The following is a 17,670-nucleotide window of genomic DNA, read 5'->3' as shown; positions in this document are numbered from 1 at the left end:
CTGGTCAGCTGCGATTTTAACCCGTTATTGGCGGGCGACCCGCCGAAGTGCAGTGAGTCTTGTCTCCCCGCGACCCCGGCGGGCGCATTTCACGGCCCTACGCCTGCCGCGCGGCCCGCGCGTCGGCCATCCGCTGCTCGGCGATCCGGTCGGCGGCCGCGGCGGGCGGAATACCGTCCGCCTTCGCACGTGCGAAGATCTCCAGCGTGGTGTCGAAGATCTTCGTCGCCTTGACCTTGCACCGGTCGAAGTCGAAGCCGTGCAGCTCGTCGGCGACCTGGATGACCCCGCCCGCGTTGACCACGTAGTCGGGCGCGTAGAGGATCCCGCGGTCCGCGAGGTCCTTCTCGACGCCCGGGTGCGCGAGCTGGTTGTTGGCCGCACCGCAGACGACCTTGGCGGTGAGCACCGGCACGGTGTCGTCGTTGAGGGCACCGCCCAGCGCGCAGGGGGCGTAGATGTCCAGGCCCTCGACGCGGATGAGGGCGTCGGTGTCGGCGACCGCCGTGACCTTGCCCGGGTGCTTGTCCAGGACGCGCTGGACGGACTCCTGGCGGACGTCCGTGATCACGACCTCCGCGCCGTCCTCCAGCAGGTGCTCGACCAGGTAGTGGCCGACCTTGCCGACGCCCACGACGCCGACCTTGCGCCCGCGCAGCGTCGGGTCGCCCCACAGCGCCTGCGCGCTCGCGCGCATGCCCTGGAAGACGCCGTACGCGGTGAGCACCGAGGAGTCGCCGGCGCCGCCGTTCTCGGGGGAGCGGCCGGTCGCCCAGCGGGTCTCGCGGGCCACGACGTCCATGTCCGCGACGTACGTGCCGACGTCGCAGGCGGTCACGTAGCGGCCGCCGAGGGACTCCACGAACCGGCCGTAGGCGAGCAGCAGTTCCTCGCTCTTCAGCACGTCGGGGTCGCCGATGATCACGGCCTTGCCGCCGCCGTGGTCGAGCCCGGCGAGGGCGTTCTTGTACGACATGCCGCGGGCGAGGTTGAGCGCGTCGAGGACGGCCTCCTCGTCGGAGGCGTACGCGTGGAAGCGCGTACCGCCGAGGGCGGGGCCCAGCGCGGTGGAGTGGATGGCGATGACGGCCTTGAGGCCTGTGGCCCGGTCCTGGCACAGCACGACTTGCTCGTGGCCACCCTGCTCCGTGCGGAACAGGGTGTGCAGGACGCCGTCGGTCATTTCGGTCACGGTGGTGACTCCCATGGAAGAGATGCGGCGGAAGGCGCCCCCCTGCGGGTGGGGAGGGCGTGTGTGGGAGCAGAGTAAGACCTGAGGGGCCCTGCGGAGTACTGGGTGGGCCCGCGGGGGAGGACCGGAGGGTGAGCGAATCCTCCGAGCATCCCCGGTTGCCGTCCGCGCGCTCCGCGCCGGTCGTGCCGTACGCCTCCTACCTGCGAGTCTACGAGCCCCTGGCGGCGTTCGCGGAGCCGGAGCGCACGCACTGGGCGGACTACGCCCGGCGCGGCGAGGCGCCGACCGCGCAGGACGAACTGCGCAGGTCACTGGCGGATTTGGTGGCGGTCCCGCCGGTCGGGGTGCCGGTCCACGAGAGCGCGGACGCGTTCACGGCGGAGCTGGACGGGGTGGTGCTCGTCTGCCCGTGGCGGACCCGGCTGCGCGGCTGGCTGGCGCTGGAGGAGCTGGTGGCCGACTTCCCGCGGCCGGTGCTGGACGCGGCGCTGCCCCCGGTGGTCCGCCGGCAGGCGGCCGCGGACTACGAGCGCTGGCGGGAGCGGAACCCGCACTCCCGGCCGTGGATCCGCACGGCGGTGTGGCAGGTGCCACTGCGCTGGTTCGTGCTGGTGGCCGACGAGGAGCGGGACCATGTGCCCGGGGAGCGGCTGCGCTACCGCACGCCCATGGTCCAGGCCAGGCGGCGGCTCGCGCGGGGTCTGCGGACGCTGCGCGAGGCCGAGGGGTACGGTGCCCTGGCCGAGGGGCTGGTGGAGGTCGGCAGCTGGCTGGAGGAGTTCCACCCGCGCTCGCTGGTGGAGCTGGACTACGGCGGGCTGGTGCACGCGCTGGCTCCGGAGCGGCTGGCGGCGGACCGGTCGGCCGGGGACCTGGCGACGGGGCTCGCGGCGCTGCGGGCCGGGGACGCGGACGCGGCCTCGGAGGTGTACGGCCGGCTCGCCGAGCGGTGGCGTGCGGTGCGCGAGCGTCTGTTCGCGAACTGAACGCGGCGGGCCGCAGGCCCGCCGGGGCCGGAGGGTCGCGAACCGGTCACGAACCCGTCAGAGCCTGGTGGTATCGGCCGAACGGGCATAAGTTGCTGATCAACGGGCTGATCCGAGCATTTGGGTCTTAGTGCCAGGACCTACGTCCCGATACGGGCCATTGGCCCAAGCGTGACGGAACGCACTAACCACACCCTTGCGCCCTTCCCCTACCCTCGTGCCAAAATAGGACAAGGAGTCCGGGGAGGGTTCCTTCCGTCCAACTACGGGCGGAATGCTCGGCATTGCGCTCTATGGGGGGTCTCGTGACTCCTGATCGCTCTGTGACTGATCGTCACAGTGAGGTGACTGTCCGTTATGGACCGGTCCATCGGCTTCCGCCGCTGATGAACACCTCGGAGGGCAATTCCATCGGTTTGGCCGACGAGGCTGGACAGATGGTGTAGTTGTAGTGCCGAGGACAAGCCGTTCGTCCTATAACCGACTCGGCCCGCGTATGTCCATTTCGGGCAACGCGGGCCAAGGTGCAGAATTTAGAGGAAAGAACCGAGATGGTTCGGTTCTCCCGAGGAGGCCGCTCATGACCGCTCGCACCCCTGATGCCGAGCCGCTGCTGACGCCGGCTGAGGTTGCCACGATGTTCCGCGTGGACCCGAAGACGGTCACCCGCTGGGCCAAGGCTGGCAAGCTCACGTCCATCCGCACCCTGGGTGGGCACCGTCGTTACCGCGAGGCCGAGGTTCGCGCCCTGCTGGCGGGAATTCCGCAGCAGCGCAGCGAGGCCTGAGGTCGCGCAAACACCCCGCATTACCGGGTGCATATCGGATCCCCCAATCCGATGAAACCCACATAGCTTCATACGACCGGACCTGCCCCAACAGGTACCCCTGTCGTCGGTCGCGCTGGACTCCGCCGGGTCCAGCGCGACCTTTTTTGTGTCCGCACGCATGTCCTTCGCAGGGGTGTGCCAGGAGGGGTGCAATTGCACATATTAAATCGAACCCGCGTAGGGGTGCGATAAAAGTGCAGGTCTCGGAAACTCATGCGGTGACTCCCGTCACAGCTGACAACTCTTGTACATCCGGCAATGCACCCGTAAAGGGGACGGGTGGGGAGAAGCCCTTCACGCGGACGAGGGACTTTGGTCCCGCCGGGCCGGGCACCTGGCCGGGGTGGGCCGGGGTGGGCTGAGCTGGGCGCCGGCCGGGGTGCGCGTGCCGGGCGTGCCGGGGAACGCAACAGGCCCCGCATCCGGGGGATGCGGGGCCTGCTATCGAGGCGATCCTGACGGGACTTGAACCCGCGACCTCCACCTTGACAGGGTGGCGAGCTAACCAACTGCTCCACAGGACCTTGGTTGCGAGTCAGACTGTACAGCAGGTCAGGGGGTGCGGTCGAACCCGCCGCGGGGAGGCTACGGAGCGAGCGCGTCGACCGCCTTCACGATGCGCTTGTCCGAGATCGGGTACGCCGTCCCGAGCGCGTGCGCGAAGTAGCTGACCCGCAGCTCCTCGATCATCCAGCGGATCTCGGTGACCGCCTCGGGCACCGGCTGCCCCTTGGGCAGCTGCTCCAGCAGCCAGGCGTACTCGTCCTGCATCTCGTGGACCTTCTCCATGCGCGTGGTGTCGCGCTGGACGGCCGTCGGCATCTGCTGGAGCCGGCGGTCGGCGGCCACCAGGTAGCGCATCAGGTCCGGCAGCCGCTTCAGTCCGGTCAGCGTCACGAAACCGGCCGGCATCAGGGCCGCCAGCTGCTTCCTGACGTCCTGGATGTTGTTCAGCAGCGCCAGGCTGTTCGTGGCCTTCAGACGGCGCTCACAGGCCTGCCAGGCGGCCAGGATCTGCTGGACCTGGCCGACCGTGCGGACGGTGGTGTCCACCAGATCGGCGCGCACGGCGTCGTAGAGCTTGCGGAACCCCGCCTCGTCCCAGGCCGGCCCGCCGTGGGCGGCGATCAGCCGGTCGGCCGCGGCGGTGGCGCAGTCCTCGAACAGCGCCTGGACGGAGCCGTGCGGATTGCCGGACAGGGCGAGCTTCTGCTGGTTGGTCAGCTTGTCCGAGGCGAACTTCGCCGGGTTCACCGGGATGTTCAGCATGATCAGCTTCCGGGTGCCCAGCCACATGGCCCGCTGCTGCTCGGCCTCGGAGTCGAAGAGCCGTACGGAGACGCTCTCACCGGCGTCCACCAGCGCCGGGTACGCCTTGACCGGCTGGCCGGCCCGCCGGGTCTCGAACACCTTCGTCAGCGTGCCGATCGTCCAGTCCGTCAGACCGCTGCGCTCCAGGGACTCCCCGCCCGCGCGCTCGGCGGTGGCCGCGGCGGCCTTGGACAGCGCCTGGCGGGCCTTGGGCCTGAGCTTCAGGCGCAGGGCCTCCAGGTCCTTGTCCTCCGCGATCTTCTTGCGGCGCTCGTCGACGATCCGGAAGGTGATCTTGAGGTGGTCCGGGATCCGGGTCAGGTCGAAGTCCTCGGCCGCCACCGGGACCCCGACCATCCGCTGGAGCTCGCGTGCCAGGGTGACCGTCAGCGCCTCCTGGCGGGGCACGGCCGTGTCCAGGAAACGGCCCGCGAAGTTCGGCGCGGGCACGTAGTGCCGGCGGATCGGCTTGGGCAGCGACCGGATCAGCTCGGTGACGACCTCCTCGCGCAGGCCCGGGATCTGCCAGTCGAAGCCCTCGTCGGTGACCTGGTTGAGCACCTGGAGCGGGATGTGGACGGTCACGCCGTCCGCGTCCGCGCCCGGCTCGAACTGGTAGGTCACCCGGAACTTCAGCGCACCCTGCCGCCAGGAGTCCGGGTAGTCGTCCTTCGTGACGCCCTTGGCCTTCTCGGTGAGCAGCATCTCGCGCTCGAAGTCGAGCAGTTCCGGCTCGTCGCGGCGCTTGTGCTTCCACCACGAGTCGAAGTGCGCCCCGGAGACGACGTGCTCGGGGATCCGCTGGTCGTAGAAGTCGAAGAGGGTCTCGTCGTCGACGACGATGTCCCGGCGCCGGGCCCGGTGCTCCAGCTCCTCGACCTCGGTGAGCAGCTTGCGGTTGTCGGCGTAGAACTTGTGGTGCGTGCGCCAGTCGCCCTCCACCAGCGCGTTGCGGATGAACAGCTCGCGCGAGACCTCGGGGTCGATCCGGCCGTAGTTGATCTTCCGCTGGGCGACGATCGGGACGCCGTACAGCGTGACCTTCTCGTACGCCATCACGGCCGCCTGGTCCTTCTCCCAGTGCGGCTCGCTGTACGTGCGCTTGATCAGGTGCTGGGCCAGCGGCTCGACCCACTCCGGCTCCACCTTGGCGTTGACCCGGGCCCACAGCCGCGAGGTCTCCACCAGCTCCGCCGACATCACGAACCTCGGCTGCTTCTTGAACAGCGCCGAGCCGGGGAACACCGCGAACTTGGCGGACCGGGCGCCGAGGTACTCGTTCTTGTCGGTGTCCTTCAGCCCGATGTGCGAGAGCAGGCCCGCCAGCAGCGAGACGTGGATGTGCTGCTCGGGGGCGTCCGCGTCGCTCAGGTGGATGCCCATGGTCTTGGCGACCGTGCGCAGCTGGGAGTAGATGTCCTGCCACTCGCGGATCCGCAGGAAGTTCAGGTACTCCTGCTTGCACATCCGGCGGAAGGAGGACGAGCCGCGCTCGCGCTGCTGCTCGCGCACGTACCGCCACAGGTTCAGGTACGCGAGGAAGTCGGAGGTCTCGTCCTTGAAGCGGGCGTGGTGCTGGTCGGCCTGGGTCTGCTTGTCCGAGGGCCGCTCGCGCGGGTCCTGGATCGACAGGGCCGCCGCGATGACCATGACCTCGCGGACACAGTTGTTCTTGTCCGCCTCCACGACCATACGGGCCAGGCGCGGGTCGACGGGCAGCTGGGAGAGCTGCCGTCCCATCGGCGTCAGCCGCTTGCGGGGATCCTTCTCGGCCGGGTCCAGCGCGCCGAGCTCCTGGAGGAGCTGGACGCCGTCGCGGATGTTGCGGTGGTCCGGCGGGTCGATGAAGGGGAACTTCTCGATCTCGCCGAGGCCGGCGGCGGTCATCTGGAGGATGACGGAGGCCAGGTTCGTCCGGAGGATCTCGGCGTCGGTGAACTCCGGCCGGGTGACGAAGTCGTCCTCGGAGTACAGCCGGATGCAGATGCCGTCGCTGGTACGGCCGCAGCGGCCCTTGCGCTGGTTGGCGCTGGCCTGGCTGATCCGCTCGATGGGCAGCCGCTGCACCTTGGTGCGGTGGCTGTAGCGGGAGATCCGGGCGGTGCCCGGGTCGATCACGTACTTGATGCCCGGGACGGTCAGGGAGGTCTCGGCGACGTTGGTCGCCAGCACGATCCGGCGCCCGGTGTGCTGCTGGAAGACCCGGTGCTGTTCGGCGTGCGAGAGGCGCGCGTAGAGGGGCAGCACCTCGGTGAAGCGCAGGTTGCGCTTGTTGAGGGCGTCCGCGGTGTCGCGGATCTCGCGCTCGCCGGAGAGGAAGACCAGGACGTCGCCGGGACCCTCGGCCTGGAGCTCGTCGACGGCCTCGCAGATGGCGGTGATCTGGTCCCGGTCCGCGTCCTCGGAATCCTCTTCCAGCAGCGGTCTGTAACGGACCTCCACCGGATACGTCCGGCCCGACACCTCGACGATCGGCGCGTCGCCGAAGTGGCGGGAGAAGCGCTCGGGGTCGATGGTCGCCGAGGTGATGACGACCTTGAGGTCGGGGCGCTTGGGCAGCAGCTGGGCCAGATAGCCCAGCAGGAAGTCGATGTTGAGGCTCCGCTCGTGGGCCTCGTCGATGATGATCGTGTCGTACGCGCGCAGCTCGCGGTCCGTCTGGATCTCGGCGAGCAGGATGCCGTCCGTCATCAGCTTCACGAAGGTCGCGTCCTGGTCCACCTGGTCGGTGAAGCGGACCTTCCAGCCGACCGTCTGTCCGATCTCGGACTTCAGCTCCTCCGCGATCCGCTCGGCGACGGTCCGGGCGGCGATCCGGCGGGGCTGGGTGTGCCCGATCATGCCCCGGACCCCGCGGCCCAGCTCCATGCAGATCTTGGGGATCTGCGTGGTCTTGCCGGAGCCGGTCTCGCCCGCGACGATCACGACCTGGTGGTCGCGTATCGCCTCGGCGATCTCGTTCTTCTTCTGGCTGACCGGCAGTGATTCCGGATACGTGACCTCCGGCCGGCGCGCGGCACGCCCGGCCAGCCGCTCGGCGGCCTTCGCGGCCTCCGCGGCGATCTCGTCGAGCACGGCCTGCTTGGCCTCGGGCTTGCGGATGCGGCGGGCGCCTTCGAGGCGTCGGCCGAGGCGGTGAGCGTCGCGGAGCGAGATCTCACCGAGCAGCGTCTGCAGGGCGGCGAAGGAAGTAGACATACCTGATTGAGGATCTCACCTGGGCCCTCCGGGTGGCGAACCCATTTCGGAGTGCGGGCCGTACCATTTCGGGACGAGTTCCCCGACCGCCGCCAGTGAGAGGCCCCACGTATGCGCATCGGCCCGCGCCGCGCCGTGTGGTGCCTGCTGGCCGCCGTGCTGGCCGTGCTCCTGGGGACGGCGGTCCCGGCCGCGGCGGGGCCGGGCGCCTCCCCCGCCCCGCCTTCCGGTTCCGCGTCCGCGCCGTCCGTGGTGGCCGGGCCGTCCGTGCCGGCCGCCTTCGTGGCCGTGGGCGCGCCCGGACCCTCCTGCGCCCCCGGCACCGCCGACCTCGGACAGCCGCCCGCCGTACCGCCGCGCGGCGCGGGCGAGCACGCGCACGCCCCGCTCCCGGCGGGCCGGGCGGCGGCCGAGCGGGCCCGGGAGCCGTGGACCGCGCCGGCGCGGGCCCTCGTACGGGGACCGGACGAGCCGGCGCCCGGGCCGGTGGAGCTGTCCGTGATGCGGGTCTAGGAGGGCCCGCGTCCGCGCAGGTCCACCACTCACCCGTAGCACTGGAGCACCATGTCCCCCTCGAAGACGCCCGCGAAGTCCCCCGCGAAGCCGTCCGCGAAGAAGCCCCTGCTCATCTCGGCCGGCGTCGCGCTCGCCGCCGTCACCCTCGGCCTCGTCTCCTGGCAGGCCACCGCCCCCGAACAGCGCGGCGCGCGCCCGGCGGGCGCCCCGACCGCCCCGAAGACCGCCCCCGGGACCACCGGAGCCGATTCCGGCGCCATGGCCGAGCTGCTCGCGCTGGCCCGCCGGGACGCCGGCGACAGGCTGGCCACCGGGCGCGCGGACGCGCCCGTCGTCCTGATCGAGTACTCCGACTTCAAGTGCGGGTACTGCGGCAAGTTCGCCCGGGACACCGAGCCCGCCCTGATCAAGAAGTACGTCGAGGACGGCACCCTGCGCATCGAATGGCGCAACTTCCCGATCTTCGGCGCCGAGTCCGAGGCCGCCGCCAAGGCCGCCTGGGCCGCCGGCCGGCAGGACCGCTTCGCGCAGTTCCACGCCGCCGCGTACGCCCAGGGCGCCAAGGAGAAGGGCTTCGGCGCCGACCGGCTGCTGGAGCTGGCCGGGCAGGCCGGCGTACCCGACCTGGAGCGCTTCAAGGCCGACATGGCCGGCGAGCAGGCCGCCGTCGCCGTCCGCAGGGACCAGGAGGAGGGCTACCGCATCGGCGTCAGCTCCACCCCGTCCTTCCTGGTCAACGGGCAGCCGATCGCCGGCGCCCAGCCGCTGTCCGCCTTCACCGCGGCCGTGGAGCGGGCGAAGGCGGCGAAGTGATGGAGATCGGATACCTGGCCGCCCTGCTGGGCGGCCTCCTCGCGCTGCTCAGTCCGTGCAGCGCCCTGCTGCTCCCGGCGTTCTTCGCGTACTCGATCGACTCCGCCTCCCGGCTGCTGGCGCGGACCGGCATCTTCTACGCCGGCCTGGCCACCACCCTGGTGCCGCTGGGGGCGGCCTCCTCCACCGCCGGGCGGTTCTTCCACGGCCACCGCGAGGAGCTCGTCCTGGCCGGCGGCTGGCTGATCATCGCGCTGGGCGTCGTACAGATACTCGGCCTGGGCTTCGCCTCGAAGCGGCTGGCGGAGCTGTCGGGCCGGATCCGGCCGACGACCGCGCTGTCGGTGTACGCGCTGGGCGCCGTCTACGGGCTGGCCGGCTTCTGCGCGGGCCCGATCCTGGGCAGCGTGCTGACGGTGGCCGGGCTGAGCGGCAACCCGGTCTACGGCGGGCTGCTGCTGGCGGTGTACGCGCTGGGCATGGCCGTACCGCTCTTCGTCCTGGCCCTGCTGTGGGAGCGGTTCGAGCTGGGCCGGCGGCGCTGGCTGCGCGGGCGGGCCCTCACGCTCGGCCGGCTCCGGCTGCACACCACCTCGCTGCTGTCGGGCGGCTTCTTCATCGCGCTGGGCGCGCTCTTCCTCGCGTACGACGGGGCGAGCGCCCTGCCCGGGCTGCTGGACGTGGACGACTCGTTCGCCGTGGAGCAGTGGGTGCGGTCGGCGGCCGACGGGGTGCCGGACTGGGCACTGCTGGGGGCGGTCGCCGCCGGCGCGCTCGTGGTGGGCGCCGTCCAGTGGCGGCGCAGGGCCGCCCGTGGCCAGGACACGGCGGAGGAGTAGGGGGGAACGGCGAAGGCCCCGTCCGAGGGACGGGGCCTTCCGTTGTGGCTGGGGCCGGGGTCGAACCGGCGACCTATCGCTTTTCAGGCGATCGCTCGTACCAACTGAGCTACCCAGCCACGAAGCTCTTTCGAGCCTCAGCGATCCTGACGGGACTTGAACCCGCGACCTCCACCTTGACAGGGTGGCGAGCTAACCAACTGCTCCACAGGACCATGTGTGCGAGACAAGTCTCGCACAGGGTTGTGCGTGCCCCCAACGGGATTCGAACCCGTGCTACCGCCTTGAAAGGGCGGCGTCCTGGGCCACTAGACGATGAGGGCTAAGGGCCCACCTGGGCGCTTCGCAGCGCGTCGGGGACGTGAGAAGCATATGGGATGCGGGGAGCTATCGCCAAAACGGTTTGCTCCGGAGGGAGAATGGCCGGGTGCTGGAGATGACGCGCGAGGAGTTCGAAGAGCTCGTCGCAGAGGCCCTCGACCGGATTCCGCCGGAGCTCACGCGGCTGATGGACAACGTCGCGGTGTTCGTCGAGGACGAGCCCGCGGCGGACGACCCCGAACTGCTGGGGCTCTACGAGGGGACCCCGCTGACCGATCGCGGCGAGTGGTACGCCGGGGTGCTCCCCGACCGGATCACGATCTACCGGAACCCCACCCTTCGCATCTGCGAGTCCCGTGAGGACGTGATCGAGGAGACCGAGATCACCGTCGTGCACGAGATCGCGCACCACTTCGGGATCGACGACGACCGGCTGCACGCGCTGGGCTACGGGTGACCCGTCCGGGGGACCCGGGGCGGGCGCCGGACGGGGCGCCGGACGGAAAGCCGGACGGGGAGCCGGACGGGAGGGCCGCGGACGCGGTCGATCCGGACGTCGACCTGCACGTGCCGGCCCAGCGCGCCGAGCGTCAGGGGCCGGTGCTCGCCGCCGTGTCGGCGGGCGGCGCGATCGGGGCGGCGGCGCGCTACGGGCTGGCGCTGGCCTGGCCGGCCGGGCCGGGCGGCTTCCCCTGGGCGACGTTCTGGACCAACGTGCTGGGCTGCGCGCTGATCGGTGTCCTGATGGTGCTCGTCGGCGGGGGCGGGCGGTGGGGGCGTCCGCTGGTGCGGCCCTTCCTCGGGGTGGGGGTGCTCGGCGGCTTCACCACCTTCTCGACGTACGCCCTGGACGTCTCGCTGCTGCTGGAGCGGGGCGCGGTGGGAACCGCCGCCGGGTACGCCGTCCTCACGCTCGCCGGGGCGCTCGCGGCCGTGTGGCTGGGGGCCTCGGCGACCCGGCGGGTCGTACAGGGGCGCGGGTGAACTGGCTGCTGGTGATCGTCGGCGGGGCCCTGGGCGCGCCGCTGCGGTATCTGACGGACCGTGCGGTGCAGCTGCGCCACGCGTCGTTGTTCCCGTGGGGGACGTTCGTCGTGAACACGGTGGGCTGCGTGCTGCTGGGCGCGCTGACCGGGGCGCTCCTCGCGGGGGCCGTCCCGGCCCGGCTGGGCCTGCTCCTGGGTACCGGGCTGTGCGGGGCGCTGACGACGTACTCGACCTTCGGCTACGAGACGCTGCGGCTGGCCGAGCGCGGCCGGTGGCTCCTCGCGGCGGCGAACGCGGGCGTGTCGGTGCTGGCCGGGCTGGGCGGCGTGGAGCTGGGCCGGCGGGTGGCGGAGCAGCTCGCCGGAGGGTGAGCGGGCGCGTGCGGGGGACGGGCGGACAGGAGCTCTCCGAAAGAGGCGTGTCCCTTACGGGGCAAAGGGAGTTGGGCACATTGACCCGCTCATGCGGACCGTTGCTCACGCCCGGAGGTCCCCCGTGCGCCAGATTCCCGCTCCCGTCAGACTGGCCGTCACCGCCCTCGCGGTCGCGGCGACCGCGGGCTGCATGAGCGTCAGCGACGGCTCCGCCAAGCCCGGTCCCTCCGCATCGGCGGGCCCGCACGGCGCGGCCGCCGGCGGGGGCGGCGCCGGCGGTTCCGTCCGGGGTGCGCACGGCCAGGGGGGCGGGCACGGCAAGAAGGGCGGCGCCGAGGGCAAGGACGTCAAGGCGGCGGACGGCAGGACGCAGCCGGGCGCGAGCCCGAGCGCCGGCGCCCCGGCCGGCGCGCCCTCGCCCGTGCCGGGCGGACCCGGCGGTTCCGGCGGCGCGGGCGGTCCGGGAGGGGGCGGGTCCGGTGGCGGGCAGGGGCCGCAGCAGCCCGCGCCCGGAGGCGGCGGGTCCGGCTCCGGGGGCGGTGGTTCCGTTCCGACGCCGCCCGTGCAGTCGCCGACGCCGCCGCCGCCCGTGACGGAGCCCACGCCGACCCCGCCGAGCGAGCCGCAGCCGACGACGGCGCCCGACCCCCAGCCGTAGCGGGACCGCGCCACCCGCCGGCATCCGCACCCGGCACCCGCGCCCCGGCCCCCCTTCGGTATCGCCGCAGGTCAGAGGGGTGTGACCGGGGTCAACTTGCCATGGGTGGGGAAGGGTGCGTATGGTTATAGATCGTTTGATCCCATTGCCCGGCGCCGAACCCGAAGAGCGCCGCGTGGCGCGTACTCTCCCTTGCCGTGGCTGACCGCATTGAGGCGGTCGAATTTGCGATTCACGGAGTTTGGGCGCGTGCCGAGACTCCGGAAGGTTTTCGCATTCGCATGTCCATTTCCAGTTCTGACCGTGCCGTCATGCCCGAGAACGACTCGATCGAGGCCGTCGACACCCTTGTGGTCGACGAGACTCTCGAGGCCTTCGAGGCTGATGTGGCCGACGTGACGGCCGACCAGACCGACGACGTCGAGACCGACGCCGAGCCCACCATCACCTTCGGCGACCTCGGTCTGCCCGAGGGCGTCGTGCGCAAGCTCGCCCAGAACGGCGTCACCACCCCCTTCCCGATCCAGGCCGCGACCATCCCGGACGCCCTGGCCGGCAAGGACATCCTGGGCCGTGGCCGTACCGGCTCCGGCAAGACCCTCTCCTTCGGCCTGCCGCTGCTCGCCACCCTGGCCGGCGGCCACACCGACAAGAAGAAGCCCCGCGGCGTCATCCTCACCCCGACCCGTGAGCTCGCGATGCAGGTCGCGGACGCCCTCCAGCCGTACGGCGACGTGCTCGGCCTGAAGATGAAGGTCGTCTGCGGCGGTACGTCGATGGGCAACCAGATCTACGCCCTGGAGCGCGGCGTCGACATCCTCGTCGCCACCCCGGGCCGCCTGCGCGACATCATCAACCGTGGCGCCTGCTCCCTGGAGCAGGTCCAGGTCGCCGTCCTCGACGAGGCCGACCAGATGGCCGACCTGGGCTTCCTGCCCGAGGTCACCGAGCTGCTCGACCAGGTCCCGGCCGGCGGCCAGCGCCTGCTGTTCTCCGCCACCCTGGAGAACGAGATCGACAGCCTGGTCAAGCGCTACCTGGTGAACCCGGTCACGCACGAGGTCGACCCGTCGGCCGGCGCGGTCACCACGATGACCCACCACGTGCTGGTCGTGAAGCCGAAGGACAAGGCTCCGGTCACCTCCGCCATCGCCGCCCGCAAGGGCCGCACCATCATCTTCGTCCGCACCCAGCTGGGCGCCGACCGCGTGGCCGAGCAGCTGCGCGAGTCCGGTGTGAAGGCGGACGCGCTGCACGGCGGCATGACCCAGGGCGCCCGTACCCGGACCCTGGCCGACTTCAAGGACGGTTACGTCAACGTCCTGGTCGCCACCGACGTCGCCGCCCGCGGTATCCACGTCGACGGCATCGACCTGGTCCTGAACGTGGACCCGGCCGGTGACCACAAGGACTACCTGCACCGCTCGGGCCGTACCGCCCGCGCCGGCCGCTCCGGCGTGGTCGTCTCGCTGGCGCTCCCGCACCAGCGCCGCCAGATCTTCCGCCTGATGGAGGACGCGGGCGTCGAGGCCTCGCGCCACATCGTCGGCGGTGCCGGTGCCTTCGACCCCGAGGTCGCCGAGATCACCGGCGCCCGGTCCCTGACCGAGGTGCAGGCCGACTCCGCGAACAACGCGGCCAAGCAGGCCGAGCGCGAGGTCGCCGACCTGACCAAGCAGCTGGAGCGCGTCCAGCGCCGGGCCGTCGAGCTGCGCGAGGAGGCCGAGCGCCTGGTCGCCCGTGCCGCCCGCGAGCGCGGCGAGGACCCGGAGACCGCCGTGGCCGAGGCCGCGGAGGCCGCCGAGGCCGAGGTCGCCGCCGAGATCGCGGCCGCCGCCGTGGTCGTCGAGGAGCGCCCGGCGTACGAGCGCCGTGACGAGCGGGGCAACTTCGAGCGCCGCGACCGCCGGGGCGAGCGTGGCTTCGAGCGCCGTGACGACCGCGGTGACCGTGGCGGCTTCCGCCGTGACGACAACCGTGGCGGCGGCTTCAACCGCGACCGTGGTGACCGTGGCTTCGAGCGCCGTGACGACAACCGTGGTGGCGGCTTCAACCGTGACCGTGGTGACCGTGGCTTCGAGCGTCGCGACGACAACCGTGGTGGCGGCTTCAACCGTGACCGTGGCTTCGAGCGCCGTGACGACCGCGGTGACCGTGGCGGCTTCCGCCGTGACGACAACCGTGGTGGCGGTTTCAACCGTGACCGTGGTGACCGTGGCTTCGAGCGCCGTGACGACAACCGTGGTGGCGGTTTCAACCGTGACCGTGGTGACCGTGGCTTCGAGCGTCGCGACGACAACCGTGGCGGCGGCTTCAACCGTGACCACCGCGGTGGCAGCGACCGCCCGTTCAACCGCGACCGCCGTGACGACCGTCCGTCGGGCGGCTTCCGCTCCGGCGGCGGCGACCGCCCGTACGGCCGCCGCGACGACCACCGCCCGTCGGGCGGCTCCGGCTCCTTCGGCGGCCGCCGTGACGACAAGCCGCGCTGGAAGCGCAACGGCTGACGCAGCACGTGAACTCGGCCCCCGCGACACCCTGGTGTCGCGGGGGCCGACCCGTTCCGGGACACTGGCGGGAAACCGCCGGAGCCACTCCGGTCGATACCCGATCGGCCTCGAGCCCCTCTCCGGCTATGCTCAGGGGTGAGCTCCCGAGGGCCATTAGCTCAATTGGCAGAGCAGTGGACTTTTAATCCATTGGTTGTCGGTTCGAGTCCGACATGGCCTACAGCTCGCGGGCGAGGGGCAATCCCCCCTCTGACCTGCTACTGAGCGCCCCACCTGACTTCTTCGGGTGGGGCGCTCCGGCATGTCCACCGGCGTAACTGGGGGTCTGTCTCCGTGGGTTCGCTGACCAGGGGCGAGCCCCCGGAGACCCCACAGGGTGCTCCAGTGCCTCCTCGCGCATTCGCGCGATAAAGTGCGCTGGTTTCCCAGGTCAGAGACTGTGTGTGGAGGAGCGGGCGTGTCCGGACTTGACTCGGTGGAGTTGGCGGCGCGGTGGTGGAAGTGGGCGTTGTCGGCGCCGGCCGGGCGTAGTCCTGTCGAGGACACCACGGGTGAGCACGCGCATTGGCGGCAATCGGACGACGTCTGGTTCCTCGCGGGCACCTACGGCGGACGGGTGGTGCGTCGGTGCAGCGTCCCTGTCGACCGGCCGCTGTTCTTTCCCATCTTCAACACTCAGCGGATGGCGCTCGGGTTCTCCTCCGAGCCCTGGCGCATGCCCGCGTCGCGGGCCGAGGCCGAACTCAACGGCATACCCCTGCCGCTCCATGAGGCGGCCTCCAGGCGCTTCCTGGCCGGTGGGGTGCCCAGGGTGGCCTGGGGGTTGTGGAGCACGATCGACCCGCTGACCCCGGGGGACTACGTCCTGTCCATCAAGGCTCAGTCGGGCGGCTTCTGGGTGGATACGACCTATCACCTGCAAGCCGTCCCGCAGGACCAGATCGCTTAGCCGCGCAGGTCAGGCTGCCTGTACGGCGCAGCAGAGCGCCCCACCCGGTTTCGGCCGGGTGGGGCGCTCTGTCGGTTGTGGGGTCAGGCGGAGGCGTTGCGGCGGCGGCGGGTGCCGAGCCACGCGGCCGCGGTGCCCAGGGCGACCAGGGCGGCGGCCAGGCCCGCGTACAGGCCGGTGGAGGAGGACGAGCCGGTCGTGGCGAGGGTGCCCGTCGCGGAGCCCGTGGTGGTGGTGCCGGTGGTGTCGGTGGTGCCGGTGGTGCCGGTGGTGCCCGCGGTCGTGGCCTGGGTGGTCGCGGCCGAGGTGGTGGTCGCGACGGCCTGGCTCACCGTGGTGCCCGTGGTGGTGGTCGCGGTGGCGGACGGGGACGGCTTCGCCGTGGGGGTGGCCGGGCCGCGGTCCTGGAGCGGGGTGAGCGTGAACTCCGAGGCGGCGCGGAGGAACGGCGTCCGGTTGCCCGTGGCCAGACCGGTCTCGGCCTCGGCGGTGATGGAGGTGGCCTTCGTGTACTGGGTGTTCAGGCCCAGGTCGATCCGCAGCTGCACGGTCCGCGTGCCGGAGGCGGAGCCGAAGCCCTTGGGGATCACGGGCAGCTGGAAGCGGTGGGAGTCCAGGCGCTTCACGTCCTGCCAGCGGCCGTCGATCACGGCCTGCACGAAGAAGTCGGGCTTGGCCACCCACGGCTCGGAGCCCAGGGTGAGGACGGTGGCGAGCCCGGTGTCGAAGCTGCCGTCGCCGCTGGCCTTGTAGTTCAGGTTCAGGAGCTGGCGGTTGGAGGCCGCGGCCTCGGGGCCCTTCTCGAACCAGGTCTTGAGCTCGCCGGTCTTGATCTGCGGGCTGACCTTGAACACGTGCCGGGGCACGGAGCTGGGCACCCCGCCGTCCGAGAGGTTGTTCGCGGTCAGGGTGAAGTCGCCGTCGTTGGTCGGGTAGTTCGCGCCGAGGCCGAGGGTGACCTTCCACGTCAGCTTGCCGCCCGCGGGCACGGAGAAGGCGTCCTGCGCCCCGCCGGCGGCCGGGTGGAAGGTGGCCTGCCAGCCGCCGTCCTGCTGCCCCACGAAGGACTTGGTGGCCGGTGCGTTCAGCGCGTCGACCTTGAAGACGACGGCGCCCTTGCCGAGCGGGCTCGGGCCGGCGGGCTCGCCGGTCATCCACGGCCGGTACTCCACGGCCTTGCCGCTGGGGTTCTTGACCGTCAGCTCGAAGGTCTGGGCGGAGCCGCCACGGGTCAGCGCCCCGGCGGGGACCGGCGTGCTCATCTCCGCACGCAGCGGGCTGGTGGCCTCGTCGGCGGACGCGGCAGTAGCCGAGAACGGCAGCAGAGTGGTGACGACGCCGGCGACGACGGCGGTGGCGGCTGCGGTACGTACGGACATGGTGGACTCCCCCCAAGGAATCGACAGGAGCATCGGCGACGGCGCCGAGCGCGGGTGGTGTGAGTGAGGTGGCCGCCCGGCCGGTTTCCTGCTCCCCCGGGCCGCTGCGACGCCTCTATCTTCACCTGCGGCCAGTCCCGGAACGATCTCTTCATTGTCACCGCCGTGCAACAGCGTGATCATGCCCCTCACCTGCGAAGACGATGACCCGGCTAGGCCTCGTCCGGCGTCCTCGGCCACTGGCTCAGCAGGGTGTGCAGGGCCGCCAGGATCCGCCCCCACGACGCGTCGCGGTCGCGGGGCGCGCGGAAGGCCGCGTCCGCCTCCAGGGCGGTGAATCCGTACAGGGTGCTGCGCACCAGGCGGACCGCGTCGGTGAGGTCCGGCTCGGTGAGGTCGTACGCGCGGAAGACGGCGTACGTGTAGTCGATGACGCGGCGGTGTGCGGGCGAGCCGGCGGTGACCTCGTCGGGCAGCTGGAGCTGGGTGGCGGCGTACCGGCCGGGGTGCTGGGCGGCGTAGTCGCGGTAGGCGCCGGCGAACCCGGCCAGCGCGTCCCGGCCCGAGCGGCCGGCGATGCCCGCGCCGAGCCGGTCGGCGAACTCGGCCGTGCACGCCAGGGCCAGCCGCTCGCGCAGGTCGGCGAGGTTCTTGATGTGCGCGTAGAGGCTGGCGTCCTTGACGCCGAAGCCGTGCGCGAGGGCCGAGACGGTGACGCGGTCGAGACCGATCTCGTCCGCGAGGGCGGCGGCGGCGTCGACGACGCGGTCCGGGGTGAGGCCTGCACGGGGCAAGGGGCAGCTCC

The 17,670-nt window shown here is 71.6% G+C and carries 15 protein-coding genes and 5 tRNA genes; 12 read left to right on the top strand and 8 right to left on the bottom strand.

All coding sequences use genetic code 11. The annotated features are described in order from the left end of the window. Nucleotides 1–97: 97 nt before the first annotated feature. Nucleotides 98–1,192 carry a Leu/Phe/Val dehydrogenase gene (locus ACZ6KO_RS28900; protein ID WP_469306956.1) on the bottom strand — a complete coding sequence of 365 codons (1,095 nt, stop codon included), beginning with the start codon at nt 1,190–1,192 and terminating at the stop codon, nt 98–100. 131 nt (nt 1,193–1,323) lie between these two features. On the opposite strand from ACZ6KO_RS28900, the gene ACZ6KO_RS28895 reads away from it, so the two are divergent. Beyond that, complete coding sequence (locus ACZ6KO_RS28895; protein WP_469306955.1) at nt 1,324–2,181, top strand: DUF8083 family protein; 858 nt, start codon at nt 1,324–1,326, stop codon at nt 2,179–2,181. A gap of 580 nt (nt 2,182–2,761) precedes the next feature. Continuing rightward, entirely contained in the window at nt 2,762–2,968 is a 207-nt protein-coding gene (gene bldC, locus ACZ6KO_RS28890; RefSeq protein WP_003949541.1) for a developmental transcriptional regulator BldC, read from the top strand. A 492-nt stretch (nt 2,969–3,460) separates the two neighbouring features. On the opposite strand, the gene ACZ6KO_RS28885 is transcribed toward bldC, so the two are convergent. Beyond that, nucleotides 3,461–3,534: transfer RNA gene (locus ACZ6KO_RS28885), tRNA-Asp, on the bottom strand. Between the two features lie 61 nt (nt 3,535–3,595). Further along, nucleotides 3,596–7,519 carry an ATP-dependent RNA helicase HrpA gene (gene hrpA / locus ACZ6KO_RS28880; protein WP_469306954.1) on the bottom strand — a complete coding sequence of 1,308 codons (3,924 nt, stop codon included), beginning with the start codon at nt 7,517–7,519 and terminating at the stop codon, nt 3,596–3,598. A gap of 111 nt (nt 7,520–7,630) precedes the next feature. Here hrpA and ACZ6KO_RS28875 point away from each other — a divergent pair, with 111 nt between their 5' ends. From ACZ6KO_RS28875 to ACZ6KO_RS28865, 3 genes are read left to right on the top strand one after another with little or no spacing between them, the layout of a single operon-like run. Continuing rightward, on the top strand, nt 7,631–8,032 hold the full coding sequence (locus ACZ6KO_RS28875; RefSeq protein ID WP_469306953.1) for a hypothetical protein: 402 nt from the start codon (nt 7,631–7,633) through the stop codon (nt 8,030–8,032). A gap of 51 nt (nt 8,033–8,083) precedes the next feature. Continuing rightward, entirely contained in the window at nt 8,084–8,848 is a 765-nt protein-coding gene (locus ACZ6KO_RS28870) for a DsbA family protein (protein WP_469306952.1), read from the top strand. Then, entirely contained in the window at nt 8,848–9,687 is an 840-nt protein-coding gene (locus ACZ6KO_RS28865; protein WP_469306951.1) for a cytochrome c biogenesis CcdA family protein, read from the top strand. The genes ACZ6KO_RS28870 and ACZ6KO_RS28865 overlap by 1 nt, the downstream gene beginning before the upstream one ends. A 45-nt stretch (nt 9,688–9,732) precedes the next feature. Here ACZ6KO_RS28865 and ACZ6KO_RS28860 read toward each other — a convergent pair. The 3 genes from ACZ6KO_RS28860 to ACZ6KO_RS28850 all read right to left on the bottom strand — a co-directional run bounded on the left by ACZ6KO_RS28860 (nt 9,733) and on the right by ACZ6KO_RS28850 (nt 10,010). Next, nucleotides 9,733–9,806: transfer RNA gene (locus tag ACZ6KO_RS28860), tRNA-Phe, on the bottom strand. Between the two features lie 22 nt (nt 9,807–9,828). Continuing rightward, a tRNA-Asp gene (locus ACZ6KO_RS28855) sits at nt 9,829–9,902 on the bottom strand. Between the two features lie 35 nt (nt 9,903–9,937). Further along, nucleotides 9,938–10,010 (bottom strand) — tRNA-Glu (locus tag ACZ6KO_RS28850). Between the two features lie 104 nt (nt 10,011–10,114). Here ACZ6KO_RS28850 and ACZ6KO_RS28845 point away from each other — a divergent pair. The 7 genes from ACZ6KO_RS28845 to ACZ6KO_RS28815 all read left to right on the top strand — a co-directional run bounded on the left by ACZ6KO_RS28845 (nt 10,115) and on the right by ACZ6KO_RS28815 (nt 15,486). Beyond that, nucleotides 10,115–10,465 (top strand): metallopeptidase family protein, encoded by a 351-nt coding sequence (locus ACZ6KO_RS28845; RefSeq protein WP_469306950.1) that lies wholly within the window; start codon nt 10,115–10,117, stop codon nt 10,463–10,465. A gap of 104 nt (nt 10,466–10,569) precedes the next feature. Continuing rightward, complete coding sequence (locus ACZ6KO_RS28840; RefSeq protein WP_469307069.1) at nt 10,570–10,992, top strand: fluoride efflux transporter FluC; 423 nt, start codon at nt 10,570–10,572, stop codon at nt 10,990–10,992. After that, complete coding sequence (gene crcB / locus ACZ6KO_RS28835; protein ID WP_469306949.1) at nt 10,989–11,366, top strand: fluoride efflux transporter CrcB; 378 nt, start codon at nt 10,989–10,991, stop codon at nt 11,364–11,366. Before ACZ6KO_RS28840 ends, crcB begins: the two co-directional genes overlap by 4 nt. 124 nt (nt 11,367–11,490) lie before the next feature. Beyond that, nucleotides 11,491–12,027 (top strand): hypothetical protein, encoded by a 537-nt coding sequence (locus ACZ6KO_RS28830; RefSeq protein ID WP_469306948.1) that lies wholly within the window; start codon nt 11,491–11,493, stop codon nt 12,025–12,027. 281 nt (nt 12,028–12,308) lie between these two features. Further along, nucleotides 12,309–14,534 (top strand): DEAD/DEAH box helicase, encoded by a 2,226-nt coding sequence (locus ACZ6KO_RS28825; RefSeq protein ID WP_469306947.1) that lies wholly within the window; start codon nt 12,309–12,311, stop codon nt 14,532–14,534. A 150-nt stretch (nt 14,535–14,684) separates the two neighbouring features. After that, nucleotides 14,685–14,757: transfer RNA gene (locus ACZ6KO_RS28820), tRNA-Lys, on the top strand. 237 nt (nt 14,758–14,994) lie between these two features. After that, complete coding sequence (locus ACZ6KO_RS28815; protein ID WP_469306946.1) at nt 14,995–15,486, top strand: hypothetical protein; 492 nt, start codon at nt 14,995–14,997, stop codon at nt 15,484–15,486. A gap of 83 nt (nt 15,487–15,569) precedes the next feature. Here ACZ6KO_RS28815 and ACZ6KO_RS28810 read toward each other — a convergent pair whose 3' ends face one another. Together ACZ6KO_RS28810 and ACZ6KO_RS28805 are read right to left on the bottom strand one after the other, a co-directional pair. Beyond that, the gene (locus tag ACZ6KO_RS28810; protein WP_469306945.1) at nt 15,570–16,865 is read right to left on the bottom strand and encodes an LPXTG cell wall anchor domain-containing protein; all 1,296 of its coding nucleotides are present in this window, start codon (nt 16,863–16,865) and stop codon (nt 15,570–15,572) included. 212 nt (nt 16,866–17,077) lie between these two features. After that, nucleotides 17,078–17,659: a TetR/AcrR family transcriptional regulator gene (locus ACZ6KO_RS28805; protein ID WP_469306944.1), complete on the bottom strand. Its 582-nt coding sequence runs from the start codon at nt 17,657–17,659 to the stop codon at nt 17,078–17,080. Nucleotides 17,660–17,670 lie beyond the last annotated feature (11 nt).

Source organism: Streptomyces sp. NPDC042102, from assembly GCF_055582305.1.
Note: the sequence above shows the minus strand (reverse complement) of the source record. Positions and strands in the feature narration are given on the sequence as shown.